This window comes from Sanguibacter sp. HDW7, from assembly GCF_011300875.1.
Classification (GTDB): domain Bacteria; phylum Actinomycetota; class Actinomycetes; order Actinomycetales; family Cellulomonadaceae; genus Flavimobilis.
Window position 1 is genome coordinate 889,454 of record NZ_CP049862.1, and the last position, 25,637, is coordinate 915,090.

The following is a 25,637-nucleotide window of genomic DNA, read 5'->3' on the forward strand; positions in this document are numbered from 1 at the left end:
GTGACCTGGCAGGCCCGTCCGCGCATAGGATGGGCGCGTATGCCGTCGTCGTCCAGGTCGACGGACTCAACCTCAACGATTCGGGAGTGGCGCGTGGCTGCGATCCTCGAGAAGGTCCTCCGCCTCGGCGAAGGACGCATCCTCAAGAAGCTGTCGGGCGTCGCTGCCCAGGTGAACAAGCTCGAGGACAGCTTCACAGCGCTCTCCGACGAGGAGCTCCGCGAGGAGACGGTGCGCTTCCGCGCCCGCCTCGAGGAGGGCGAGACGCTCGACGACCTCATGCCGGAGGCCTTCGCCGCGGTCCGCGAGGCTGCGCGCCGCACGCTCGGCCAGCGCCACTTCGACGTCCAGCTCATGGGTGGCGCGGCTCTCCACCTCGGCAACATCGCCGAGATGAAGACCGGTGAGGGCAAGACGCTCGTCGCGACGGCGCCCGCGTACCTCAACGCGCTCGCGGGCAAGGGCGTCCACGTCGTCACGGTCAACGACTACCTCGCGCAGTACCAGAGCGAGCTCATGGGCCGCGTCTTCCGCTTCCTCGGCATGACGACGGGCTGCATCCTCTCGTCGATGGACCCCGCCGAGCGTCGCAAGCAGTACGCCGCGGACATCACCTACGGCACGAACAACGAGTTCGGCTTCGACTACCTGCGCGACAACATGGCGTGGTCCTCCGAGGACCTCGTCCAGCGCGGCCACTTCTACGCGATCGTCGACGAGGTCGACTCGATCCTCATCGACGAGGCACGCACGCCGCTCATCATCTCGGGCCCCGCCTCGGGCGACGTCAACAAGTGGTACAGCGAGTTCGCCAAGGTCGTCCGTCGCCTCACGGCCGGCACCGACTACGAGGTCGACGAGAAGAAGCGCACGATCGGCGTCCTCGAGCCGGGCATCGCGAAGGTCGAGGACTACCTCGGCGTCGAGAACCTCTACGAGTCGCTCAACACGCCGCTCATCGGCTTCCTCAACAACGCCATCAAGGCCAAGGAGCTCTTCAAGCGCGACAAGGACTACGTCGTCCTCAAGGGCGAGGTCCTCATCGTCGACGAGCACACTGGCCGCATCCTGCCCGGCCGCCGCTACAACGAGGGCATGCACCAGGCGATCGAGGCGAAGGAGGGAGTCGCGATCCAGGCCGAGAACCAGACGCTCGCGACGATCACGCTCCAGAACTACTTCCGCCTCTACGGCAAGCTCTCGGGCATGACGGGTACGGCCGACACCGAGGCTGCCGAGTTCCAGGGCACCTACAAGCTCGGCGTCGTCCCCATCCCGACGAACCGTCCGATGCAGCGCATCGACCAGCCCGACCTCGTGTTCAAGAACGAGTCGGGCAAGTTCACGGCGGTCGTCGCGGACATCGTCGAGCGTCACGCGCAGGGCCAGCCGGTCCTCGTCGGCACGACGAGCGTCGAGAAGTCCGAGCTCCTCTCGGAGGCTCTCAAGAAGCAGGGCGTCCCGCACGAGGTCCTCAACGCCAAGCACCACGAGCGTGAGGCGCAGGTCGTCGCGATGGCGGGCCGCAAGGGTGCCGTGACGGTCGCGACGAACATGGCCGGCCGAGGCACGGACATCATGCTCGGCGGCAACGTCGAGTTCCTCGCGCGCGACCGCATCGCCGAGCTCGGTCTCGACCCGGTCGAGAACGCCGACGAGTACAACGAGGCGTGGCCGAAGGTCCTCGCGGAGGCCGAGGAGTCGGTCAAGGCGGAGCATGACGAGGTCGTCGAGCTCGGTGGGCTCTACGTGCTCGGCACGGAGCGCCACGAGTCGAGGCGTATCGACAACCAGCTGCGCGGTCGTTCCGGCCGTCAGGGCGACCCGGGCGAGTCCCGGTTCTACCTGTCGATGCAGGACGAGCTCATGCGCCTGTTCGCGTCGGGACTCGCCGAGTCGATGATGACGCGCGCGGGCTTCCCGGACGACATGCCGCTCGAGTCGAAGATGGTGACGCGCTCGATCCAGTCGGCCCAGACCCAGGTCGAGGCCCGCAACTTCGAGATCCGCAAGAACGTCCTCAAGTACGACGACGTCATGTCGCGCCAGCGCGAGGTCATCTACGACGAGCGTCGTCGGGTTCTCGAGGGCGAGGACATGGCTGACCAGATCCAGCACTTCATCGGTGACGTCGTGGGCGGGTACGTCGACGGCGCGACGGCCGAGGGCACGCCGGACGAGTGGGACCTCGACACGCTGTGGACGGGTCTGCGGGCGATCTTCCCGACGTCGATCACGGTCGACGACGTCGTCGAGGAGGCGGGCGGGCGGGAGCTCGTCTCGCGCGAGCTGCTCGCGACGGAGCTCAAGGGCGACGCGCGGGTCGCGTACGCGACGCGTGAGGCACAGCTCGGCGCGGACAACGTCCGCGAGCTCGAGCGCCGGGTCGTCCTGTCGGTCCTCGACCGCAAGTGGCGCGAGCACCTCTACGAGATGGACTACCTCAAGGAGGGCATCGGCCTGCGGGCGATGGCCCAGCGTGACCCGCTCATCGAGTACCAGCGCGAGGGCTACCAGCTCTTCCAGTCGATGACCGAGGCCATCAAGGAGGAGTCGGTCGCGTACCTCTTCAACCTCGAGGTGAGCGTTGCTCCGGTCGAGGCCGGCGACGCGGTCGAGGGCGACGAGATCGATCTCGACGCGCTCGACGCTGACGCCGAGGAGGCTGCGGCGGGGCGTCCTGCGACGAAGCTCGTCGCCAAGGGCCTCGACGGTCCGGGGCCGCGCGTGCCGCTGCAGTACTCGGCGCCGGGTGAGTCGGGCGACGCGGAGTCGACCGACGAGGACGGCGGCGCCGTCGGCTCGGGGAACCGCGAGGAGCGGCGACGTTCCGCGAAGGCGCGCAAGAAGAAGTGATCGTTGGCCGGGGTGACCCGGCACGGTGAAGGGGCGGGGTGCCCGGTCGATGACCGGGCACCCCGCCCCTTGTGGCATGTCAGGAGTCACACAGGACTGCGCACGTTCACAGTCAATGCTCAGTGTGTCACAGTCGCGTAACGGAAGCGCGTGAGGACTTGGCTCGACTTCGCTGTCTGCGTCAGACTGTGAACGTTCCCAGCCGGGACGACTGCACGACGGCGCGCAGCGTGGCGCCGACCGAAGGAGCATGATGGCGACCGCCTGGCCCCTGGGCCGCCGCATCGCATACGGCGCGGACTACAACCCCGAGCACTGGACGCAGGACGTCCGGGACGAGGACCTCGTGCTCATGCGCGAGGCCGGCGTGACGACCGTGACCGTCGGCATGTGGGACTGGGCGCTGCTCGAGCCGCGCGAGGGCGAGTACGACTTCGGCTGGCTCGACCGCCTCCTCGACGACCTCCACGGCGCGGGCATCGACGTCGACCTCGGCACCCCGTCCGCCGCACCGCCCGCCTGGTTCTACGCGACCTACCCCGAGTCGCGAGTCCTCACGCGCGACGGCGTCCCGCTCGGCCCCGGCTCGCGCGGCGCGGCCGCGCCGACCTCGCCCCAGTACCGCGAGGCCTGCGTCCGCATGGCCTCGCAGCTCGCCGAGCGCTACGCCGACCACCCCGCCGTCGTCCTGTGGCACGTCCACAACGAGTACGGCGCACCCGTGTGCGAGGACTTCTCGCCGCACGCGCTCGTCGCGTTCCGCGCGTGGCTCGCGGTCCGCTACGGCAACCTCGACGGCCTCAACGCCGCGTGGGGCACGACGTTCTGGGGCCAGGTCTACGGCACCTGGGACGAGGTCGGGCTCCCCGGCCCGACGGCCTCGATCGGCAACCCCTCCCAGCAGCTCGACTTCGCGCGGTTCAGCGACCACGCGCTGCGCGAGTGCTACGTCCTCGAGCGTGACGCGATCCGGGCACGGGCGAGCCAGCCCGTGACGACGAACTTCATGGCGAACGAGTGCCCCGGCATCGACATGCACGCGTGGGCCCCCGAGACGGACATCGTCTCCAACGACCACTACCTCACCGCCGCAGACGTCGACGGGCACGTCGGCCTCGCCCTCGCGGCGGACCTCACCCGCTCCGCGGGCGCCGGCCGGCCATGGATCCTCATGGAGCACTCGACGTCGGGCGTCAACTGGCAGCCGCGCAACGTCGCCAAGCGCGCGGGGGAGATGGCGCGCAACTCGCTCGCCCACGTCGCGCGCGGCGCCGACGCCGTGATGTTCTTCCAGTGGCGGGCCTCGCGCTTCGGCGCCGAGAAGTTCCACTCGGCGATGGTCCCGCACGCCGGGACGGACTCCCGGGTCTTCCGCGAGGTCGTCGAGCTCGGCCGTGATCTCGCCCGGATCGGCGAGATGCAGGGCACGAAGGTGCGCAGCGACGTTGCGCTCCTGTGGGACCAGCAGTCCCACTGGGCACAGGGCCTCGAGTGGCGCCCGAGCATCGACATGGACGCCAAGGAGCGCACGCGCACCTGGTACGAGCGGCTGTGGCGAGACCACCTCACGACCGACCTCGTGCGCCCGACCGACGACCTCGGCGCCTACCGGCTCGTCGTCGCCCCCGCGTCCTACCTGCTCACGGCGGAGGGTGCAGCCAACCTCACGGCATACGTCGCGGGCGGCGGCACGCTCGTCGTCGCTGGCTTCGCCGCAGCGGTCGACGCGGCCGACACGGTCCACGAGGGCGGGTTCCTCGCGCCGCTGCGCACCGCGCTCGGCGTCGGTGTCGAGGAGTACCTGCCGCTGCGTGAGAGCGCTGCCGCCGAGGTGCTCTGGGCCCCCGAGGGAGCAGAGCCCGCGACGATCCCGCACCGCGTCTGGCAGGAGGACCTCGTCCTCGGCGGCGCCGAGACCGTCGCGACCTACGCGAGCGGCCCGGGCGCCGGGCGCCCCGCGATCACGCGCCACACCCACGGCGCGGGCACCGGCTGGTACGTCTCGGCGCACCTCGACGTCGACGGGCTCGCCCCCGTCCTCGCCGCCGCCTACGCGGACGCGGGCCTCGTCCCGCCCGCGCTCCCCGAGGGCGTCGAGGCCGTCACCCGCGTGGGTGACGGCGTCGAGTACACCGTCCTGCTCAACCACACCGACTCCGACGTCGTCGTCCCCGTGACCGGCGTCGGCACGGTGCACGAGCTGCTCACCGACCATCCGGTCGAGGCCGCCGTGCACCTGGCAGCAGGCGGAAGAGCCGTCCTGCGCGCCACCGTCCCGACTCCCGACCCGCTGGGCTGAGGCCAGCGGGACGATCCCACGGCGTCGTCGCCGACGACGGCGCCGTACCACCACCGGAAGGAAGAACCATGCGTACCTCCCGTACCCTGCTCGTCCCGGCCGTCCTGGCCGTCGGCGCGCTCCTCGCCGCGTGCTCGGGTGACCCCGCACCCAGCGCCACGACCCCCGCACCGACGACCGCGACGACGAGCAAGGCGCCGGCACCCGTCGACGCGACGCTCACCGTCTGGGTCGACGAGAACCGCAAGCCGGCCGTCGAGTCCGCCGCGAAGGCGTACACCGACGCGACGGGCGTCCAGGTCGAGACCGTCGTCAAGAACTTCGAGGACATCCGCGCCGACTTCATCGCGCAGGTCGGCACCGGCGAGGGCCCGGACATCACGATCGGCGCCCACGACTGGCTCGGCGCGCTCGTCGAGAACGGTGTCGTCGCCCCCGTCGACTTCACCGACAAGAAGGGCGAGTTCATCGACGTCGCCGTCGACGCCGTCACGTGGGACGGCCAGACGTACGGCCTGCCCTACGCGATGGAGACCGTCGCGGTCGTCCGCAACACCGAGCTCGTCGACTCCACCCCGGAGACCTTCGACGAAATGGTGAAGAAGGGCCGCGACGCAGGCGTCACGTACCCGCTCACCATCAACACGAACGGCACGACGGGCGACGGCTACACGTACTACGCCCTCCAGACGTCGTTCGGCGCCCCCGTCTTCGTCCAGAACGACGACGGCTCGTACTCGAACAAGGTCGGCATGGGCGGCGAGAACGGCGCGAAGTTCGCCGAGTGGCTCGGCGCGAACGGCATGGGTGGCGACAAGGTCTTCTCGACGGACTTCACGTACGACGTCGCCAACCAGGAGTTCGCGGACGGCAAGGCCGCCTACACGATCGCCGGCCCCTGGGCCATCGCGACGCTCACGGGCAACGGCGTCAAGGTCGCCGTCGACCCCGTCCCGTCGGCCGGTGGCAAGACCGCCTCCCCGTTCGTCGGCGTCCAGACGTTCTACGTCTCCTCCGCGTCGAAGAACGCGCTCCTCGCGAACGACTTCCTCGTCAACTACGTCGCGACGGACGAGGGCATCACCGCGCTGCAGGAGGCCGACCCGCGTCTGCCCGCGCTGCGCGTCGTCGCCGACCGCTACGCGTCCGACCCGGTCGTCGCCGGCTTCCTCAAGCAGGCCGAGGTCGGCGTGCCGATGCCCGCGATCGCGGAGATGGGCGACGTCTGGGACCTGTGGAACTCGGCCTCGGCCGACATCATCGCCGGCAAGGCGAAGGACCCGGCCGCGCGCTGGGCCAAGATGGTCACCGACCTCGAGGCCAAGCTCGGCTGACCTGACGAGCAGGCGCCCGCCCTCGTGCTCCCGTTCGGGCGCGGGCGCCTGCTCCCCCCCGTCTCTCGACCTGCTCACCAGGAGGACCCCATGTCGTCGTCACCGCTGACGGCCGACGCGACGCACCCGGACAGCCGGGAGCGACGCCCCCGGCGCGAGTCGCCCGCCAGGACGTTCAACTCGACGGACGGCTACGTCGTCAAGCTCGTGCTCATGGCGCTCGTCAACGCGCTCGGGCTCTTCATCGCGTGGTCCGCGTGGACCGCCGGCTCGTGGTTCCTGCTCGGCGGCAGCCTCGTGCTGCTCGCGGCGGCGGACTGGGTGTACTTCTCGCGGCGCACCGTGCCGCTCAAGTACATCCTTCCCGGCCTGCTGTTCCTCCTGGTGTTCCAGATCTTCACGATGGCCTACACGGGCTACGTGGCCTTCACGAACTACGGCTCGGGGCACACGCTCACGAAGGAGCGCGCGATCGACGCGCTGCTCATCCAGAACGAGCGTCGTGACCCCGAGGCCCCGTCCTACCCGCTCTCGATCCTGCGGGACGCCGAGGGCACCCTCGGCTTCGCGATCGTCGACGACGGTTCCGTCCGCGTCGGTGACGCGGAGACGCCGCTCGCCGCAGCTCCTGACGCGACCCTCGAGGGAAAGCGCATCACGGCTGTCCCCGGCTGGGACGTCCTCGCGCTCACCGATCTCGTGGGCGACCCTGCGCTCCTCGAGAAGGTCTCGGAGCTGCGCGTCCCGGTCTCCGAGGACGACGCGGCCGGGTCGATCCGCACGCAGGACGGGTCGCGCGGCGCGATCTACCGCTCTGTTCTGGTGTACGACGACGCCGCCGACACCATGACGGACGTCGAGACGGGTGTCGTCTACCGACCGAACGACCGCGGGTCCTTCGTCGCGGAGGACGGCACTGCGCTCGGCGTCGGCTGGCGCGTCGTCGTCGGCTTCGAGAACTTCACGAAGGCCTTCACGGACTCGGCCTACGCCGGGCCGTTCGCGAAGATCCTCGTGTGGACGTTCGCGTTCGCGATCCTCACGGTGCTCTCGAGCTTCCTCGTCGGGCTGCTCATCGCCGGGGTCTTCAACGACCCGCGCATCCGCGGGCAGAAGGTCTGGCGGACGCTGTTCATCCTGCCGTACGCGTTCCCCGCGTTCCTCTCGGCGCTGCTGTGGAAGGGCATGCTCCACTCGAACCCCGACTACGGCATCATCAACCAGCTGTTCTTCTTCGGCCAGCGGATCGAGTGGCTCGACGACCCGACGCTCGCAAAGCTCGCGATCCTCGGCGTCAACCTGTGGCTCAGCTACCCGTACTGGTTCCTCGTGTGCACCGGTGCGCTGCAGTCGCTGCCCGCCGACGTCGTCGAGGCCGCGACGATCGACGGTGCCGGCCCGGTGAGGATCTGGCGCGCGATCACGCTGCCGCTCCTGCTCGTCTCGACGGCGCCGCTGATCATCTCGTCGTTCGCCTTCAACTTCAACAACTTCACGCTCATCTACATGCTGACGAACGGGCGGCCGCGGTTCACGGACACGTCGGCGCCGCTCGGGCACACGGACATCCTCATCTCGATGGTCTACCAGATCTCGGGAGTCGCGGGCGGTCGGGCCGACTACGGGCTCGCGTCGGCGCTGTCGCTGCTCATCTTCGTCATCGTCGGCGTGATCTCGGTCCTCGCCTTCCGCCAGACCCGCAAGCTCGAGGAGATGCTCTGATGGCTCCGCACGCAGCGCCCGAGGGCGCCACGTCGCTCCAGCGCTCGACGCGCTGGCCCGGCTGGAAATACCTGCTCGCCGTGGGCATCGTCGGCTACGCGACGTTCCCGCTGCTCTACGTGCTCTCGGCGGCGTTCGCCGAGTCAGGCACGCTCACCGGCTCGACGAGGCTGTTCACGTCGTTCTCGACGAAGAACTTCGCGGCGCTCTCCGACACCCGCTACTGGACGTGGGCCGGCAACAGCCTCGAGGTCGCGGTCGCGACGGCGCTCGGCTCGGTGCTCATGGGCGCCGCGGCGGCGTACGCGTTCTCCCGCTTCCGCTTCCGCGGGCGTCGGACGGGCCTCACGACGCTGCTCGTCATCCAGATGTTCCCGCAGATGCTCGCGTTCGTCGCAATCTTCCTCCTGCTTCTCACCCTCGGGGAGGTCGTGCCCGCGCTCGGGCTCAACTCGAAGCTCGCGCTCATCTGCGTCTACCTCGGCGGGGCCCTCGGCACGAACACGTTCCTCATGTACGGGTTCTTCAACACGATCCCCACCGAGCTCGACGAGGCCGCACGCATCGACGGCGCGACCCACGCACAGATCTACTGGGGCATCGTCCTGCGGCTGACGACACCGATCCTCGCGGTCGTCGCCCTGCTGAGCTTCATCGCGTCGTTCGGCGAGTTCATCCTCGCGCGCGTCGTGCTGACGTCGGAGAAGTCCTGGACGCTCGCCGTGGGCATGTTCACGTGGGTGTCCGACCAGCTCAACGCCAACTGGGGCACGTTCGCGGCGGGCGCGGTCCTCGCGGCGCTGCCCGTGCTCGTCCTGTTCCTCGCGCTGCAGAAGTACATCGTCAGCGGCCTCACGGCGGGTTCCGTCAAGGGCTGACGAGGCGCAGGCGGCCGGCCCCGGCGATCCCGCGGGCGGCCGTGCTCGTCCGTTCCACCACAACCACACATCCGGTAAGTCCGGCCGTGGGGGCGGCAACCCCCACGGCCGGCAGGGCCCGTCAGCGCGGGCCCCGACGAAAGGAAGCGATGGTGCTACCTCTCGGAGCAGCTGCCCGAAGGGCGGCCGTCGCCACGACGGCCGTGGCAGCGCTGCTCATCACACACGTTACCGCCGTGGCGGCACCCGCCGACGACGGCCCGGTCGCCGCAGGCATCACGGTCGCGAAGGTCGACGGCCTGCGCGAGGACTTCATCAACGGCGTCGACGTCTCGAGCGTCCTCGCGCTCGAGGCGTCGGGCGTCGTGTTCCGCGACGCGGCCGGTCAGCCGGCGGACCTCTTCGTGACCCTTGCGGACGCAGGCGTCACGTGGGTGCGGGTGCGCGTCTGGAACGACCCGTGGACGGCCGACGGTCACGGCTACGGAGGCGGCAACAACGACGTCGCGGCCGCGGCCGAGATCGGCCGGCGGGCGACGTCGGCCGGGCTCGACCTGCTCGTCGACCTCCACTACTCCGACTTCTGGGCCGACCCCGGCAAGCAGAAGGCGCCCAAGGCGTGGGCGTCCCTCTCGGTCGACGAGAAGGCGACCGCGACCTACGAGTTCACGCGCGACGCTCTCACGACGATCGAGGCGGCCGGCGCGGACGTCGACATGGTCCAGGTCGGCAACGAGACGAACAACGGCGTCGCCGGCGTCACCGGCATGGCGAACATGGCGAAGATCTTCAGCGCCGGCTCCCGCGCGGTGCGCGAGGTGACGCCTGACGCCAAGGTCGCGGTGCACTTCACGAACCCCGAGCGCGGCACGTACCCGGGCTACGCCAAGGGTCTGCAGGACAACGGCGTCGACTACGACGTCTTCGGCAGCTCGTACTACCCGTTCTGGCACGGGTCGCTCGAGAACCTCACGTCGACCCTCTCGACGGTCGCGGCGACGTACGGCAAGGAGGTCGCCGTCATGGAGACCTCGTGGGCCCGCACGCTCGCCGACGGCGACGGGCACGAGAACGTCATCAAGACCGCGTTCGCCCAGTACCCGATCTCGGTGCAGGGCCAGGCGACGGCGGTGCGCGACGTCGTGGCGGCCGTCAACGCCGTCCCCGGCGGCAAGGGCCTCGGCGTCTTCTACTGGGAGCCCGCGTGGCTGCCCGTGGGCCCGGCCTCGCAGCTCGAGGCGAACAAGGTCCTCTGGGAGCGCGACGGCTCGGGCTGGGCCGCGAGCTACGCGGGGGAGTACGACCCGGACGACGCCGGGAAGTGGTTCGGCGGCTCGGCGTGGGACAACCAGTCGCTGTTCGCCGACGACGGCACGCCGCTCGAGTCGCTCAACGTCTTCCGCTACGCCCGCACGGGCGCGGTCGCCGCGCACACGCCGCAGTCGGTGACCCCCGTCGCCGTCACGGGCGTGGCCGGCACGCCGGTCGAGCTGCCCGCGCAGGTGACGCTCGTCTACGCGGACACGACGAGCGAGCTCGTCGACGTCACGTGGTCGGGTGCACAGGACTGGATCCGCGGCGCGGGCACCTTCACGGTGACCGGCACGACGGCCTCGGGGATCGACGCGGTCGCGACGATCACCCTCACGGACCCGACCACCGAGCACCTCGCCAACCCGAGCTTCGAGACGGGCGCGCTCGCCCCGTGGACGACGACGGGCGGCACGGTGAAGCGGGAGGCCGGCAACCAGATCGAGGGAACCTACGCCCTCAACTTCTACTCGGCCACCGGCGGCGCCTACGGCGTCGAGCAGGTCGTCACAGGGCTGCCCGCAGGCAGCTACACGTTCACCCTGCCGCTCCACGGCAGCGGCAGCGACGGCACGCAGGAGGTCTTCGCGACGTCCGAGGGCGTGACGACGACAGCCCCCGCGCACCTGCTCGGCTGGCAGCAGTACGACCGCCCCTCGGTCGAGGTCATCGTGGGCGACTCGGGCACCGCGACCGTCGGGCTGCGCGGCACCTTCACCGCGGGCGGGTGGGCGTGGCTCGACGCGGCCTCGCTCGTCGAGACCGCGGCGCCGGGCGCCGACACGACGTCGCTCGCGGAGGTCGTCGCACGTGCGGACGCGCTCCGCGCGGCCGACTGGACGGTCGCGTCCTTCGCGCCCGTCGGTGCTGCGCTCGAGATCGGCCGCGTCGTCCTCGCGGGCTCCGCGGCTGACGAGGCCACGGTCCTCGCGGCGACGACGCTGCTCACCGAGTCGCTCGACGGACTCGTCGGGTACGTCACCGCGATCACGGCGACTGTCTCCCGCACGGACTACGCGTTCGGCGAGTCCTTCGACCCCGCGACCGTCACGGTGACGGGGACGCTCGCGGCCGGCGGTTCCCGACGGCTCGCGGCCGGCGAGTTCACCGTGACCGGCTTCGACGCGCGAACGTCAGGCACGCAGGACCTCGTCGTCCAGGCGGCGGCCTCGGTGCCGACGAACTCGGCGACCGCCCCGAGCACGACGGTGCGCGTCGTCGTCGGTGCGGAGCCCACGCCCGAGCCGACGACTCCCGAGCCGACGACGGCTCCGCCGACGACGGCTCCGCCCGCGACGGCGCCGCCCACGACCGCTCCTCCGACGACGGCGCCGCCCACGACGGCTCCTCCGACGACGGCGCCGCCTACGACGGCTCCTCCGACGACGGCTCCGCCCGTCGTCCCGTCGAAGGTCACGGTGTCTCTCGTGCCGGCGCGGTCACGCATCTCCTACGGCGCGACGACCCAGGTGAAGGTCAGGGTCGTCGGCGCGACGGCGGCCCCGTCGGGCACGGTGGGGATCTATGACGGCTCGCGTCGTATCGCCTCGGCACGCCTCGTGGTGAGCGGGTCGACGGGTCGCGCCACGGTCAGGCTCCCGAAGAACCTCGCGGTCGGCACCCACAGCCTCCGCGCGGTCTACAGCGGGTCGCGGACCACGGTCGCCGGCCGCTCTGCCACGGTCCGTCTCGTCGTGGCGAAGGCACGTCCGTCGATGTCGGCGTCTGTCAGGTCGAACTGGCTCGTCGTCCGCGTCGCTGCCCCTGGTCTGCCGACGAGCTCGTACGTGACGGTCAAGGTCAAGGGCCGCACGATCGGACGCGCCAAGGTCGTCAAGGGCGTCGCGAAGATCCGGCTGACGAGCCTCCCGGCGGGGAAGCACACGCTCAGCGTGCGGCTCCCGAGCAGCAGGAACGTCGCTGAGCGCACGATCATGGTCAAGGTGAAGGTCACCAAGAGGCCTACGGTCGTGCGCGTGCGTTGACCGCGGTCGAGGCTCCCGAGCCCTGCCAGTACGGACCCGGCCCCGTCACCCCTCCGGGGGTGGCGGGGCCGCCTGCGTCGGGACCTGACGGGCGGACGCGGGCGGTCAGCCCAGGACGAGAGCCGTGACGCGCCATGCCCCGCGGACGTGCTCGAGGCGCAGCGCGGCCGCGCGGACGCGGTCGAGGTCCTCGATGACGACGGTGGCCTCGGCAGCCCGGTCGTCGACGCGGTGGACACGCGCCCTGCGGACGCGCGCGGGTCGCGTCGAGCCGGGGCCTTCCGCGAGCGTCACGCTGCACCGCCGGGCGAGCGCCGCGTGGATCTCGGGCGCGAGCCACCGCGTGAGCTGGGCGAGCGGGCGCACCCCGCGCAGCGCCTCGACGACCGCCTGGGTGATCGAGCAGGCGAGGGCCGTCGGGTCACCTGGTCGACCGGCCGTACGGCCCGCGACATGGGCGGGGACGGGGAGCGCAGGTGCAGGTCCGGTGCGCTCGCGCGGTGCGGCGGTCGCGGAGAACGGTTCGGGCCTGATCCGCGGCGCGGTCGTCGGTACGACGGGCGGAGCTGCGGGCCGTCCGCGCGGGGGAGCGGGCTCCCGCGGGGCGAAGGTCCGGCCGTGGCGGGCGGGGCTGAGCATCGTCGTCGTCATCGTGTCTCCGGGAGGTCGCTGTCGGTCGTGCGGAACGTGCGGCCGTCGGCGTCGACGGTCGGGAGGCGCAGCTCGGTGCCCGGCTGCAGGAGGTCGGGATCGTGGCCGATCGCCTCGCGGTTGAGCGCGTGGAGCACAGGCCAGGCCGCGACGAGGTCGGCATCGGTCGCGGAGGGCAGTGCCGCGGCGGCGAGGCCCCAGAGCGTGTCGCCCGGACGCACGACGACGCGTCCGCCCGACGACCCGTGCTCCGCCGACGGCTTGCGCGCCTCTGGCGGCTTGCGCGCAGCCGACGTGCCAGGGGCCTTCGAGGTGTGCGGACGGCCTGACGCCGCGGGGTCCGCAGGCTGCGAGGTCGACGCGGCGCGTTGGGTGGCGGCGACCGGCCAGGCGAGGACGTCCGTCGCGGAGGCGCCCACGGCGACCGCGGCGGGCGGCGGTGCCGCGACGTCCGGGCTCAGGGAGACCGCGGAGGCGGGGAGCGGCGCGAGGACGAGGGACGCGCCGGCGGCACCCACGAGCAGCTGGCGGGCGAGGACAGGGGCGCGGGCGCGCAGAGCCGCCTCGGCGCGACGGGCCGCGCGGCCCGTGCCGTCGGCGAGGCAGACGGCGGCGGCGACGAGCGACCATGCCGCGGCGCGCAGCGCGACGAGCGCACCGAGGAGGCCGACGGCGGCCCGCACCGCACCGCTCGGGATGTCGTCCGCACCCAGAGCCGCCACCACGGAGAGCGCGAGCGCCGCAGCGACGACGAGCAGGAGCGCCGCGACGATGACGGCTCGCAGCGCGGCCGGCACGGACCTTCGACGGCGCTGCGTGTCGATCGGCTTCGATGGGTTTTGATGCTGTTTGATGGGCGTCGGCATGACTTGATGGAACACCGGGTGCTTCGTCCTGTCCACCCGAACGCCGCGATGTGGACGCCGCGCGCATCTGTGAGGTCGTCGCTAGCGTGTCCACATGCGCTGGACGCACCTCATCGCCGACCTCTCCGCCCGCCTCGATGCCGACGACCGTGCGGTGCGCGACGCCGACGTCGCCGAGCTCACGCGCGCCTACGCGGCCGGGTCGACGCTCGTCGACCGGCTGCGCAGCGCGACCGGGCGGGACGTCACGCTCCACGTCTGCTCGGGTGACCCGGTGACAGGCCGGGTCGAGGACGTCGCGCTCGAGTGGGTGCTGCTCAGCATCGCCGGGCACCAGGTCGTCGTCCCGCTCCACGCGGTCGACCACGTCCAGGGGCTCGGGCCCGGATCGGCCGGGCCCGTCGAGGGGGTCGCCTCGCGGCTGTCGCTCGGGCACGTCTTGCGGGGGCTCGCGCGGGACAGGACGATCGTCCACGTGCGGACGCGCCACACGTCGCTCGCGGGACGCGTCGAACGGGTCGGCGCGGACCACGTCGATCTCGTCGCCGCGCCCGCATGGGGCGAGCGGGGCGGGCCGGACGGGGCGCTCCGCACCGTGGTCCCCGTCGGGGCGATCGTGCTCGTCGCGGACCAGGTGCGCTGAGCGTCAGGACGCCCGGAGCCGCTGCGCCCAGGCCGTCCGTGGCGGGGCGGGGCCAGGCGGCGGTGCCGTCCGGCGCAGGCTCAGCCCTGGAGCCGGGCCTTCGTCTCCTCGTACTTGCGGGCGACGAACTTGTCGAGCTCGGCCACCTCGATGCGCCACTGGCCGCGTCCGCCGATCTGGATCGCGGGGAGGTCGCCCGACCGCACGAGTGCGTACGCCTGGTCGGCGCTGATCGCGAGCTCGGTCGCGACGTCCGCGAGGGTGATGAACCGGGGTGCCATGCGGACATCCAACCATGGGGACCTGGCGTCCCACGGCTGTCCACAGGCGACCGTCCCGGTTGCGTGAGCGGCGGTTCCGGGAAAGATGTCACCGAATGTCCAACCTCGGTGAGGGAGTCCCGTGAACCGACCAGCCGCGACCGGCGTACCCGCTCAGGCACCCCGACTGCAACGTCCCGGGTGGAAGGACCCGCGCCTCGTCGTCGGGGTGCTCCTCGTGGCGGGCTCGGTCGCGCTCGGGTCGTGGACGGTCCGTGCCGCACGGCAGACCGTGCCCGTGCTGGCCGCCGTCACGGACCTGCCCGCGGGGCACGTCCTCACCGACGCGGACCTGCGTCCCGTCGAGGTCGCGCTCGGCCCGACGGGCGAGCGGTACCTCGGCAGCGACGACGCGGTCGCCGGTGCCGTCCTCGCCCGCCCGGTGCGCGCGGGCGAGCTCGTTCCCGGAACGCTGCTCGTCACGCGGGCCGAGGCGGGCCTGCGGACCGTCGCGATCCCGCTCTCGGGGCCTCTTCCCGGGGACGTCCGGGTCGGTGGGCTCGTCGATGTCTGGCTCCTGCCGGCGCCCGACCCTGCAGGGAAGGAGGCGACCGCGCCCCACGCCGTCGCGCAGGGGCTCGACGTCACGGCCGTCGCGACGGAGTCCGGGGCCTTCGGCAGCGGCCTCGGCCCCGGGACCACGGTCGAGGTGCGCGTCGGTGACGCCGACCTGCCGACGGTCCTCGGTGCGCTCGCGGCGGAGGGCGACCTCGCGATCGTCGCGGCGGCCGTCGGGCCGCAGCCGGGCCCCGCCACCGCACCCGCGGCAGCCCCTGCGACGGGCACGCCGTGAGCAGCGCCGTGCGCCCGCGCGACGTCCTGTGCGCGGTCGGCGCGGACCACGAGGACGTCGTCGCGACGGTTCTTGCGGGGACGCGAGCGCCCGTGCGCCTCGTGCGGCGCTGCGCGCACCTCGTCGAGATGCTCGGCCTGCTCGAGTCCGGCACGGGGGAGGTCGTGCTCGTGAGCGTCGAGAGGTCGGCCGGCGACCGGCTCGACCGGGACACGGTCGCGCGCGCCCAGGCGTGCGGCGCCGTCGTCGTCGCGCTCGTCGAGTCCGTCGACGACGACGGAGCGGCCGAGGCAGCGCGGGCATGGGCGCTCGGTGTCGACCTCGTCCTGCCGACGACGCTCCTCGACGACGCGCTCGGCGAGCGTCTCGGCGCGGCAGCGCGCCGCACCGCGACGCCGGCACCGATGGCCGAGCCCGCGACGACGGCCGACGACCCGTCAGGGGCGCTCGGGGCCGACCCACGCCGGGCGCCCGGGCACCTCGTCGTCGTGTGGGGACCACCGGGATCACCCGGCCGCACGACGACGGCCGTCAACCTCGCCGCCGAGCTCGCCGCCCACAGGCCGCGGCAGATCGGCCACGAGACCCCGCGCGTCCTGCTCGTCGACGCCGACTCGCACGCGCCGTCGGTCGCGCAGCACCTCGCGCTGCTCGACGAGTCCTCCGGGCTCGCGCTCGCCGTCCGCGCCGCGGGCCAGGGCAGGCTCGACGTGGGGGTGCTCTCGGGCCTCGCCCCGCCGGTCGGGCTGCTCCACGTCCTGACCGGCATCGCGCGCGCGGCGCGCTGGCCCGAGCTCTCGGGCGCAGCCCTCGAGGCGGTATGGCTCTCGGCGAGGGAGCTCGCCGACATCGTCGTCGTCGACGTCGCGGCACCGCTCGAGCACGACGAGGCACTCAGCTACGATACGCGTGCGCCGCAGCGCAACGCGGCGACGCTCTCCGCGCTCGCGGCCGCGGACACGATCGTCATCGTCGGTGGCGCGGACCCGGTCGCGGTGCAGCGGCTCGTCCACGGGCTCGGCGACCTCGGGGAGATCCCCGCGCTCACGCGCGACCGCCTCCTCGTCCTCACGCGGGCGCGCGCGTCGGTCACGGGAGGACGCCCCGCCTCGGTTCTCGGGGACGCGCTCGCGCGGTACGCCGGGGTCCGACCCGACCACGTCGTGCCTGACGACGTCGCTGCGCACGACACCGCGCTCCTCGAGGGCGGGACCCTCGCCGAGCACGCGCCGGGCTCTCCCGTGCGGCGCGTGTACGTGGCGCTCGCGGAGGAGGTGCTGGCACGGCGTCGTGCCGGGCTCGAGCGGCACGCCGCCGCTGCGGGTGCCCGCAGCGGTGGTTGACTGGACCCATGCGCATCTACCTGCCCGCCACGCTCGAGCACCTCGTCGGCGCCCGGTCCGCCGCGGGCGGTCGCACGACGCTCGACCTCGCGCCCGGCCGCGCCCACACGGTGACGGCCGCGCTCGCGGCGGCGCTGCCCGAGGAGGACCAGGAGGGGCTCGAGTACTCGGCGCACCTCGCGGCCGCCGACGACTCCCTCGGGGCGCTCGCGCTCGCGCCGCAGGCACCGAGGCTACGGCTCGTCCTCACGCTCGAGGTGCCCGACGACGTCGTCGTCGACGCGCCCGGCGACGCGGCGATCCTCACGCCGAGCGCCGTCGACCTCGTCGCGGCTGTCGTGGGAGCGACGCTCGTGTGCGCGCACGTCGACGAGCCCGAGGCCGCCGTCGACGTCGTCGCGACCCTTGCGGGCGACGACGCTGCGGTCGAGCGGCTCGTCGAGCGCGACCTGCTCTGGTACGACGGGACCGAGCTCGACGACATCCCGCGCTGAGCCGCGACGAGGGCCGGCCGGGCGGCCGGTTCCCACACCCGCAGGACGTCAGTCCGTGCCGAGGTGCTCGAGGAACGCGTCGTGGAGGAGGCCGTTGGTCGCGATCCCGTTGCCTCCGTGCGGCCCGTCGACGCCCGCGAGCGACGTGAAGCGGCCTCCTGCCTCCGTGACGATCGGCACGAGGGCCGCCATGTCGTGCAGCGAGAGCTCGGGCTCCGCTGCGGCGTCGACCGCGCCCTCGGCGACGAGCATGTACGACCAGAAGTCGCCGTACGCGCGTGTCCGCCACACGGAGTCCGAGACCGTGAGCAGGCCCGTGAGCCGGTCGATCTGCTGCCAGCCGGTGAGGCTCGAGTACGAGAACGACGCGTCCTCGAGGTTGCTCACGCCCGAGACGCGCAGGCGCGTCGCGGCGGACAGCGAACGCCCCGACCAGGCGCCCGTGCCGCGGGCGGCCCACCAGCGGCGCTGGAGCGCGGGAGCGCTCACGAGGCCGACGACGGGCTCGCCGTCGACGAGCAGCGCGATGAGCGTCGCCCACACGGGCACGCCGCGCACGTAGCTCTTCGTGCCGTCGATCGGGTCGACGACCCACTGCCGCGAGCTGTGGCCGGTCGCTCCGGTCTCCTCGCCGAGGAACGCGTCGCGGCCGCGCGAGCGCGACAGGAGGCCCTTGACGAGGTCCTCCGCGGCCTTGTCGGCGTCGGAGACCGGTGTGTGGTCGGGCTTCGTCTCGACACGCAGGTCGAGCGCCTTGAAGCGTGACATCGTCAGCGCGTCGACCTGGTCGGCGATCGCGTGCGCGAGGCGGAGGTCGTCGTCGTACGTGGCCTGCGGAGTCATGCCCTCACGCTAGCGGGACGCGGCCACGGCAGGCGCCGCGGCCCGCCGTGCGGACCGAGGCGTTCCTGGTACCCGGGGCCGCCGTCGTGCGTCGCTACTCGGCTGCGCCCGTGCGGGCCGCGAGCACGCGGCGGAAGGAGTCGAGGCGACGCGCACGCCATGCGTGCTCGGCAGGATCCTCGGTGACGGCCGCGACCCACGTGTCGAGCTCGCAGTCGGGAGCATCAGTGAGGTGGGTGCATCCGCGCGGGCACTCCTCGGCGGCCTCGGCGAGGTCGTCGAACGCCGCGAGGATCGTCGCGGGCTCGACGTGCGCGAGGCCGAAGGACCGCACGCCCGGGGTGTCGATGACCCAGCCCTCGGCGCCGGGCAGCCGCAGCGCGACGGCGCTCGTCGAGGTGTGCCGGCCGCGGCCCGTGACGTCGTTGACGCGCCCGGTCGCACGCGCGGCGCCCGGGACGAGCGCGTTGACGAGCGTCGACTTGCCGACGCCCGAGTGCCCGACGAGCACGGACGTGCGCCCCCGCAGGCGGTCCCGCACGGCGTCCGCCGCGGGGACGCCGCCGGCGTCGTCGCGGCGCGTCACGACGACCTCGACGCCGAGCGGCTCGTAGAGCGCGAGCAGCGCGTCGGGGGAGGCGAGGTCGGACTTCGTCAGGCACAGCAGGACGTCCATGCCTGCGTCGTACGCGGCGACGACGCAGCGATCGATCATGCGCGGGCGCGGCTCCGGGTCGGCGAGCGCCGTGACGATGACGAGCTGGTCGGCGTTCGCGACGACGATCCGCTCGTAGGGGTCGGTGTCGTCGGCCGTGCGGCGCAGCACCGACGTGCGCTCGGCGATGCGGACGATGCGTGCGAGGGAGCCGTCCTCGCCGCTCGTGTCGCCCACGACGTCGACGGCGTCGCCGCACACGACGCGCGAGCGCGTGAGCTCGCGCGCCTTCATCGCGGTGACGACGCGCTCGTCGGGGCCGTCCTCGTCGAGGAGCAGCGTGTAGCGCCCGCGGTCGACGCCCGTGACGAGGCCGCGCTCCGCGTCCGCATGCTCGGGCCGCTGCTTGGTGCGCGGCCGCGAGCCGCGCCGCGAGGGGCGCGAGCGGAAGTCGGACTCGTCACGCTGCCGTGGGCTCATGCGGCTCAGCCCCGTGCCGTCGCCGCGAGCATCGCGTCCCACATGCCCGTGAAGTCGGGCAGGGTCTTCGCGGTCGTCGCGACGTCCTCGACGAGGACGCCCGGGACGCGCAGGCCGAGGATCGCGCCGAACGTCGCCATGCGGTGGTCGTGGTACGTCTCGACGGTGCCCCCGTGGAGCTCGGCAGGCTCGATCGCGAGCCCGTCCTCGGTCTCCGTCGCACGACCGCCGAGGCGGTTGATCTCGGTGACGAGAGCCGCGAGACGGTCGGTCTCGTGGCCACGGAGGTGCGCGATGCCGCGCAGGCGGCTCGGGGTCTCCGCGAGGGCGGCGAGCGCCGCGACCGTCGGCGTGAGCTCGCCCGCGGCGTGAAGGTCGACGTCGAGGCCGCGGATGCGGCCCGTGCCCGTCACCTCGAGGGCGTCGCCCACGCGGCGCGTGCGCGCACCCATCTGCTCGAAGAGCTCTGGCACGAGCGCGCCCGGCTGCGTCGTCTCCGTCGGCCAGCCCGAGACCCGCACGGTGCCGCCCGCGACGAGCGCGGCGGCGAGGAACGGGCTCGCGTTCGAGAGGTCGGGCTCGACACGCACGTCGCGCGCGACGATCGGGCCCGGGGCGACGACCCACGTCGACGGCGTCGAGTCGTCGACCTCGACGCCCGCGCCGCGCAGGACGTCGACTGTCATCTCGATGTGGGGGAGGCTCGGCAGCGCCGCACCGACGTGCCGCAGCCGCAGGCCGCGGTCGAAGCGCGCGCCCGCGAGGAGCAGGCCCGAGACGAACTGGCTCGACGCGCTCGCGTCGACGTCGACAGCACCGCCGACGACGCCGCCGCGACCCTCGACCGTGAAGGGGAGGGTCGACGGCACGGAGCCGTCGTCGGCCGTCACCGGCACGCCGAGGTTGCGCAGGCCCGCAAGGACGGGGCCCATGGGGCGCACGCGGGCGCCCGCGTCGCCGTCGAAGCGCACGGCGCCGTCGGCGAGCGCCGCGACCGCCGGCAGGAAGCGCATGACCGTGCCCGCGAGGCCGCAGTCGATCGACACCGGGCCACGGAGGTCGCCCGGCACGACGCGCCACGTCGTGCCGTCGACCTCGATGCCGACGCCGAGCTCGCGCAGCGCCTGCGCCATGAGGAGCGTGTCGCGGCTGCTCAGCGCGCCCTTGAGGACACTCGGGCCGTCGGCGAGGGCCGCGAGCACGAGGTAGCGGTTGGTGAGCGACTTCGAACCGGGGACGTCGACAGTCGCGTCGAGCGGCGCCACGGCGACGGGAGCGGCCCAGGCAGGGTCGGTCGACAGGTCGCGAGCGGCGTCGGGCACGGGGGCGTTCGGCGTCGAGGAGGTCATGCCGTCAGGCTATCGGAGCCGCGACGGGCGGACCGGGCGGGGCCGGGCCGCGAGACGGCTCAGTCCTCCTGCGTCGCGCGGTCCGCGCGGTCGCGTCGGGCCTTGTCGACGCGCCACGCGACCCCGGGCCGACCTTCGAGGTCGACCGCGGCGAGGATCGCGGCGCCGGTGCCGCCGAGCGCGTGGACGAACGGCCCGACGCGCTCGCGGTCGATCTTGCGCGGCGACGTGAACGGCTGCTGCGCGACGACGAGGGGCAGCGTGAGCGCTGCGAGGGCCGCGGCGCTCGAGCGCGGGGCACGGCCGAGCGCGAGGCCCACTCCCGCGAGGATCGTCGCGGCGCCGTGGGCGCGCACGGCCCACGCGAGCGTGCGGTCGGGCAGCGGGTCGCGGCCGAGCGCGGACGTCACGCGGTCAGCGACCGGCCGGGTGACGGCGACGTGCGGGGCAGGTGCGCGCACCGCGTCGAGACCGTCGTGGACGTACCAGGACGCGAGCATCGGGCGGGCGAGACGACGGACCAGCATGGAGGGCTCCTTCGACCGGGACGTGCGGCGACACCCCACGGTATCGCCCCGGGGAATGCCCGGGGGTGTCGCGACGTTGACCGGGTGTGAGCTGCTCCGCCCCTCCCCGTCCCGTCGTGGACGCCGTCGCCCCGCCGACGGCGCCGCGCGCACTGCCGCCGTTAGGCTTGGCTCTGATGGACGAGACCGACGACACCCGCCGCGCCCCCGCGGACGAGACCGACGCCGAGCGTCGTGCGCGCTTCGAGCGCGACGCGCTCGGGCACCTCGACGCGCTCTACGGCGCCGCGCTGCGCATGACGCGCAACCCGACCGACGCCGAGGACCTCGTGCAGGAGGCCTTCGCCAAGGCGTTCGCGGCGTTCCACCAGTACCGCCCCGACACGAACCTCAAGGCGTGGCTGTACCGGATCCTCACGAACACGTTCATCAACACCTACCGCAAGCAGCAGCGCGAGCCCAAGAAGTCGCAGACCGACGACATCGAGGACTGGCAGATCGCTCGTGCCGCGTCGCACACGTCGACGGGCCTGCGCTCGGCCGAGGTCGAGGCGCTCGACGCGCTGCCCGACTCCGACGTCAAGGACGCGCTCGCGGCGCTCCCCGAGGACCGGCGCATCGCGGTCTACCTCGCCGACGTCGAGGGGTTCCCGTACAAGGAGATCGCCGAGATCATGGGCACGCCCATCGGCACCGTCATGTCGCGCCTGCACCGGGGACGCGCGCAGCTGCGCACGCTCCTCGCGGGGTACGCGGCCGAGCGCGGGCTCCTGCCCGCAGGGAAGCAGGAGGAGTCATGAGCCAGGCTCCCGACGGGCGTCCGCTCGACGGCGAGGAGTGTGCCGAGGTCATCGGCCATGTCGAGGACTACCTGAGGTCCGGCATGACCGTGGCGGACGCGGCGGACCTGCGCGCGAGCGTCGCCGAGGTCGCGCCCGAGCTCGGCGTGCTCGAGATCGAGGAGATCATGCGCGTCGTCCTGCGTCGCTCGTGCTGCGAGCGCGCCCCGGAGTCGCTGCGCGTGCGCATCAGCACGCAGATCGCGGTGTGGCGCACGGGGTTCTGACGCGCGGCTCCTGCTGAGCCGCGGGGAACCTGCGGCTTCAGGGCGCCAGCGTCACGGTGACCGCGTCGGCCTTCGACGACGGTGACGTGCCTTCCGAAGGCGTCACTGTGCGCCACGACGACGTCGAGCGCTCCCAGACCTGGTCGCCCACGGCGACCTGGACGACCTGTCCCTCGTCGGCGACGGCGACCGCCCAGCGCGCGAGGCGCGTGAGCGTGCGGCCGTCGTCGGCGCCGAGCTTCCCGGGTGAGATGCGGACGGTGCGCGTCGTCGCGTCGGCCGTCACGGAGGCCGACGGCCAGTCGCGGTCGGCGCGCGCGGCGAACGCCTGGGGGTCGCCGCCGGGCAGCGAGGGTCGCAGCTCGCACGTGAGCGTCGTGCCGTCCTGGGCAGCGAGCGCGGACGCCCAGGCGCGGGCCTTGCCCTCGTGCTTCGCGTACGCGTCGGGGAACGCTGAGCGCTGGACCGTCTGGGCCGCGACCGTGACCTCGAGCTTCGTGTAGTCGCGGACCTTGACGAGGCCGTCGTAGAACTTCCCCGTCGAGTAGACGGGGTCCATGATCTGCTCGACAGTGCCCCAGCCCTGCGAGGGCCGCTGCTGGAAGAGCCCGACGGAGTCGCGGTCGCCGTAGTCGATGTTCGTCGCCCACGACTCCTGCAGGGCGGTCGCGGTCGCGATCGTCACGGCGCGCGCGGGCAGCCCGCGCTCGGTGGCCATCGCGGAGAAGAGCGCGACGTTCTGCGCCTGCTCGGGGGAGAGGTACCAGTCGTCGCCGTTCACGCTCGCCCAGCACGTGTGCCGGGGCTCGGGCTCGGCGCGTCGGGAGTCGAGGACCTTCCCGACGGCCCACACCCCGCCGACCGCGAGGGCGACGACGGTGGTCGTGCCGACGAGGGTCCGGCGGACGGCACGCCGCGCACGTCGCGCCCTCGTGAGGGGGCGCGACGTGCGCGAGGTGCGGGGTGACGTCACGTCAGGCGTGCAGCGCCGCGTTGAGGGTGACGCCGACGCCCTCGCGGACGAGGACCTCGACCCGGCCGGTGAGCGAGGACCGGCGGAACAGCAGGCCGTCGCGGCCCGCGAGGTCGCGCGCCTTGACGACGAGCTCGCCGCCGTCGGGGGACTCCTGGCCGAGGACCGTCACCTTGGTGCCCGCCGTGACGTAGAGGCCGGCCTCGACGACGCAGTCGTCGCCGAGCGGGATACCGAGGCCTGCGTTCGCGCCGAGGAGGGTGCGCCGCCCGATCGAGACGACGGTCGTGCCGCCGCCCGAGAGCGTCCCCATGATCGAGGCGCCGCCTCCGACGTCGGAGCCGTCACCCACCGTGACGCCCTGCGAGATGCGACCCTCGACCATCGAGGTGCCGAGCGTGCCGGCGTTGAAGTTGACGAAGCCCTCGTGCATGACGGTCGTGCCGGGGGCGAGGTGCGCGCCGAGGCGCACCCGGTCGGCGTCGGCGATGCGCACGCCTGTCGGCAGGACGTAGTCGACCATGCGCGGGAACTTGTCGACGGAGAGCACGGAGACGGGCCCGGACGCCGCGAGGCGCAGGCGGGTCTCCTCGAAGCCGTCGACGGCGCACGGGCCGCGGTCTGTCCACACGACGTTCGCCAGGAGCGCGAAGACGCCCGTGAGGTCGATCGAGCCCGGCGCGACGAGGCGGTGGGAGAGCAGGTGGAGGCGGAGGTACGCGTCGGACGCATCCGCCGGCGGGGCGTCGAGGTCGATCGAGCGCACGACGACGTCGCGCCGGACGCGTCGTGCGTCGTCGGCCGTCGCGAGGCCACCCAGGGACTCCGCGAGGGGGGCCGCCCACGGATCGTCCGGCGCCAGGCCGAGGCGCGGCGCGGGGTACCACGTGTCGAGGACGGAGCCGTCGGCGGCGATCGTCGCCAGGCCGAGACCCCAGGCGTTCCGGGAGGTCTGGGTCATGGGACCACCCTAGGGGGCGGGTCGGACATCGACCGGTGCCGTCTCGCATCCTGCGCGATCCCTGCACGTCCCGGATCATGGTCGCCCGCCGGATCCAGGGGGGCTCGCAGGTCTAGCATTCAGGCATGACCGCGCAGACCGCCCCCGTCCTCGACCTGCGCGGCGACCTCGCCGCGCTCGTCGCCTCGCTGTGCGACGTCCCGTCGGTGTCGGGCGACGAGGCACTGCTCGCGGACGCGGTCGAGGCCGCGCTGCGCGGCCTCGGTCACCTCGAGGTGCTGCGGGACGGCGACGCGGTCGTCGCGCGCACGCACCTGGGCCTCGGCCGGCGGGTCGTCGTCGCGGGCCACCTCGACACGGTGCCGCTCACGGACCCGCCGAACCTGCCCGTGCGCGTCGTCGACGGGCCGGAGGGGCCCGAGCTGTGGGGGCGCGGCACAGTCGACATGAAGGCGGGCGTCGCGGTGCAGCTCGCGCTCGCGGCGCGCCTCGGCGCGGACGTCGCCCCGGCGGCGGACGTCACGTGGGTGTTCTACGACCACGAGGAGGTCGCGGCGACGCTCAACGGCCTCGGCCGTCTCGTGCGGAACCACCCGGACTGGCTCGGCGGCGACGTCGCGGTGCTGTGCGAGCCGACGTCGGGCGGGATCGAGGGCGGCTGCAACGGCACGCTGCGCGTCGAGGTCCGCACGCGCGGGGTCGCCGCGCACTCGGCGCGCGCCTGGGCCGGGCACAACGCGATCCACGACGCCGCGGAGGTGCTCGCGCGCCTCGCGGCGTACACGCCGCGGACCGTCGACGTCGACGGGCTCGCCTACCGCGAGAGCCTCAACGCCGTGGGGATCCGCGGCGGCATCTCCGGCAACGTCATCCCCGACGAGTGCGTCGTCACCGTCAACTACCGCTTCGCGCCCGAGCTCTCTCTCGCGCAGGCCGAGGCCCACGTGCGTGAGGTCTTCGACGGCTTCGAGGTGACGCGGACCGACGGTGCGGAGGGCGCGCGGCCCGGGCTCGACGACCCGCTCGTCGCGGACCTCGTCGCCTCGGTTCTCGCGGTGACGGGCGGGGAGCCGACGGCGAAGCTCGGCTGGACGGACGTGGCGCGGTTCTCGGCCCTCGGCATCCCGGCGGTCAACCTCGGGCCCGGCGACCCCCTGCTCGCGCACAAGGACGACGAGCGGTGCCCCGTGGCGCAGGTGACCGCGACGTTCGACGCGCTGCTCGCCTGGCTGTCCGCTCGCTGAACCGTCGCCCGACGTCCACCCGAACGTCGGTGGCTGCGCCTAGT

The 25,637-nt window shown here is 73.0% G+C and carries 22 protein-coding genes; 13 read left to right on the forward strand and 9 right to left on the reverse strand.

Annotated elements, in window-relative coordinates:
- The first annotated feature begins 93 nt into the window (after positions 1-93).
- The 6 genes from secA to G7063_RS15435 all read left to right on the forward strand — a co-directional run bounded on the left by secA (position 94) and on the right by G7063_RS15435 (position 12,385).
- On the forward strand, positions 94-2,856 hold the full coding sequence (gene secA, locus G7063_RS04045) for a preprotein translocase subunit SecA (protein ID WP_166413249.1): 2,763 nt from the start codon (positions 94-96) through the stop codon (positions 2,854-2,856).
- A gap of 250 nt (positions 2,857-3,106) precedes the next feature.
- On the forward strand, positions 3,107-5,155 hold the full coding sequence (locus tag G7063_RS04050; protein WP_166413250.1) for a beta-galactosidase: 2,049 nt from the start codon (positions 3,107-3,109) through the stop codon (positions 5,153-5,155).
- A gap of 68 nt (positions 5,156-5,223) precedes the next feature.
- Positions 5,224-6,489, forward strand: coding sequence for an extracellular solute-binding protein (locus G7063_RS04055; RefSeq protein ID WP_166413251.1), 1,266 nt, complete (start codon positions 5,224-5,226; stop codon positions 6,487-6,489).
- A 90-nt stretch (positions 6,490-6,579) separates the two neighbouring features.
- Complete coding sequence (locus G7063_RS04060) at positions 6,580-8,211, forward strand: ABC transporter permease subunit (protein ID WP_166413252.1); 1,632 nt, start codon at positions 6,580-6,582, stop codon at positions 8,209-8,211.
- Positions 8,211-9,089: a sugar ABC transporter permease gene (locus G7063_RS04065; protein WP_166413253.1), complete on the forward strand. Its 879-nt coding sequence runs from the start codon at positions 8,211-8,213 to the stop codon at positions 9,087-9,089. The genes G7063_RS04060 and G7063_RS04065 overlap by 1 nt, the downstream gene beginning before the upstream one ends.
- A 236-nt stretch (positions 9,090-9,325) precedes the next feature.
- Positions 9,326-12,385: a glycosyl hydrolase 53 family protein gene (locus G7063_RS15435; protein ID WP_304610654.1), complete on the forward strand. Its 3,060-nt coding sequence runs from the start codon at positions 9,326-9,328 to the stop codon at positions 12,383-12,385.
- 105 nt (positions 12,386-12,490) lie between these two features.
- On the opposite strand, the gene G7063_RS04090 is transcribed toward G7063_RS15435, so the two are convergent.
- On the reverse strand, positions 12,491-13,036 hold the full coding sequence (locus tag G7063_RS04090) for an Rv3235 family protein (RefSeq protein WP_166413254.1): 546 nt from the start codon (positions 13,034-13,036) through the stop codon (positions 12,491-12,493).
- Positions 13,033-13,902 carry a LysM peptidoglycan-binding domain-containing protein gene (locus tag G7063_RS04095; protein WP_166413255.1) on the reverse strand — a complete coding sequence of 290 codons (870 nt, stop codon included), beginning with the start codon at positions 13,900-13,902 and terminating at the stop codon, positions 13,033-13,035. The genes G7063_RS04090 and G7063_RS04095 overlap by 4 nt, the downstream gene beginning before the upstream one ends.
- Before the next feature lie 94 nt (positions 13,903-13,996).
- Here G7063_RS04095 and G7063_RS04100 point away from each other — a divergent pair, with 94 nt between their 5' ends.
- A complete protein-coding gene (locus G7063_RS04100; protein ID WP_166413256.1) occupies positions 13,997-14,545 on the forward strand; it encodes a hypothetical protein in 549 nt (182 codons plus the stop codon).
- Between the two features lie 80 nt (positions 14,546-14,625).
- Here the strand turns inward: G7063_RS04100 and G7063_RS04105 are convergent, their stop codons facing one another.
- Positions 14,626-14,826 (reverse strand): helix-turn-helix domain-containing protein, encoded by a 201-nt coding sequence (locus tag G7063_RS04105; protein ID WP_166413257.1) that lies wholly within the window; start codon positions 14,824-14,826, stop codon positions 14,626-14,628.
- Between the two features lie 121 nt (positions 14,827-14,947).
- Here G7063_RS04105 and G7063_RS04110 point away from each other — a divergent pair, with 121 nt between their 5' ends.
- Genes G7063_RS04110 through G7063_RS04120 form a run of 3 tightly spaced genes read left to right on the forward strand, consistent with a single transcriptional unit; the run spans position 14,948 to position 17,495 of the window.
- Positions 14,948-15,658 carry an SAF domain-containing protein gene (locus G7063_RS04110; RefSeq protein ID WP_166413258.1) on the forward strand — a complete coding sequence of 237 codons (711 nt, stop codon included), beginning with the start codon at positions 14,948-14,950 and terminating at the stop codon, positions 15,656-15,658.
- Positions 15,655-17,001 (forward strand): ParA family protein, encoded by a 1,347-nt coding sequence (locus G7063_RS04115; protein WP_166413259.1) that lies wholly within the window; start codon positions 15,655-15,657, stop codon positions 16,999-17,001. The genes G7063_RS04110 and G7063_RS04115 overlap by 4 nt, the downstream gene beginning before the upstream one ends.
- An 8-nt stretch (positions 17,002-17,009) precedes the next feature.
- Entirely contained in the window at positions 17,010-17,495 is a 486-nt protein-coding gene (locus G7063_RS04120; protein WP_166413260.1) for a hypothetical protein, read from the forward strand.
- 48 nt (positions 17,496-17,543) lie between these two features.
- Here G7063_RS04120 and hisN read toward each other — a convergent pair whose 3' ends face one another.
- The 4 genes from hisN to G7063_RS04140 all read right to left on the reverse strand — a co-directional run bounded on the left by hisN (position 17,544) and on the right by G7063_RS04140 (position 21,349).
- Positions 17,544-18,338: a histidinol-phosphatase gene (gene hisN, locus G7063_RS04125; protein ID WP_166413261.1), complete on the reverse strand. Its 795-nt coding sequence runs from the start codon at positions 18,336-18,338 to the stop codon at positions 17,544-17,546.
- 94 nt (positions 18,339-18,432) lie between these two features.
- Positions 18,433-19,473 (reverse strand): ribosome small subunit-dependent GTPase A, encoded by a 1,041-nt coding sequence (gene rsgA / locus G7063_RS04130; RefSeq protein WP_166413262.1) that lies wholly within the window; start codon positions 19,471-19,473, stop codon positions 18,433-18,435.
- A 5-nt stretch (positions 19,474-19,478) separates the two neighbouring features.
- Positions 19,479-20,822, reverse strand: coding sequence for a 3-phosphoshikimate 1-carboxyvinyltransferase (gene aroA / locus G7063_RS04135; protein WP_166413263.1), 1,344 nt, complete (start codon positions 20,820-20,822; stop codon positions 19,479-19,481).
- 59 nt (positions 20,823-20,881) lie between these two features.
- Positions 20,882-21,349 (reverse strand): DoxX family membrane protein, encoded by a 468-nt coding sequence (locus G7063_RS04140; RefSeq protein ID WP_166413264.1) that lies wholly within the window; start codon positions 21,347-21,349, stop codon positions 20,882-20,884.
- A gap of 176 nt (positions 21,350-21,525) precedes the next feature.
- Between G7063_RS04140 and G7063_RS04145 the strand changes: the two genes are divergently transcribed.
- Both G7063_RS04145 and G7063_RS04150 read left to right on the forward strand, forming a co-directional pair.
- A complete protein-coding gene (locus tag G7063_RS04145; RefSeq protein WP_166413265.1) occupies positions 21,526-22,149 on the forward strand; it encodes a sigma-70 family RNA polymerase sigma factor in 624 nt (207 codons plus the stop codon).
- On the forward strand, positions 22,146-22,415 hold the full coding sequence (locus G7063_RS04150) for an anti-sigma factor (RefSeq protein WP_166413266.1): 270 nt from the start codon (positions 22,146-22,148) through the stop codon (positions 22,413-22,415). Before G7063_RS04145 ends, G7063_RS04150 begins: the two co-directional genes overlap by 4 nt.
- A gap of 37 nt (positions 22,416-22,452) precedes the next feature.
- On the opposite strand, the gene G7063_RS04155 is transcribed toward G7063_RS04150, so the two are convergent.
- The gene (locus G7063_RS04155) at positions 22,453-23,388 is read right to left on the reverse strand and encodes a hypothetical protein (RefSeq protein ID WP_206188206.1); all 936 of its coding nucleotides are present in this window, start codon (positions 23,386-23,388) and stop codon (positions 22,453-22,455) included.
- A gap of 1 nt (position 23,389) precedes the next feature.
- A complete protein-coding gene (gene dapD / locus G7063_RS04160; RefSeq protein ID WP_166413267.1) occupies positions 23,390-24,349 on the reverse strand; it encodes a 2,3,4,5-tetrahydropyridine-2,6-dicarboxylate N-succinyltransferase in 960 nt (319 codons plus the stop codon).
- Positions 24,350-24,474: 125 nt separating this feature from the next.
- Here dapD and dapE point away from each other — a divergent pair, with 125 nt between their 5' ends.
- Positions 24,475-25,593, forward strand: a complete 1,119-nt coding sequence (gene dapE, locus G7063_RS04165; RefSeq protein WP_166413268.1) for a succinyl-diaminopimelate desuccinylase — start codon at positions 24,475-24,477, stop codon at positions 25,591-25,593.
- Positions 25,594-25,637 lie beyond the last annotated feature (44 nt).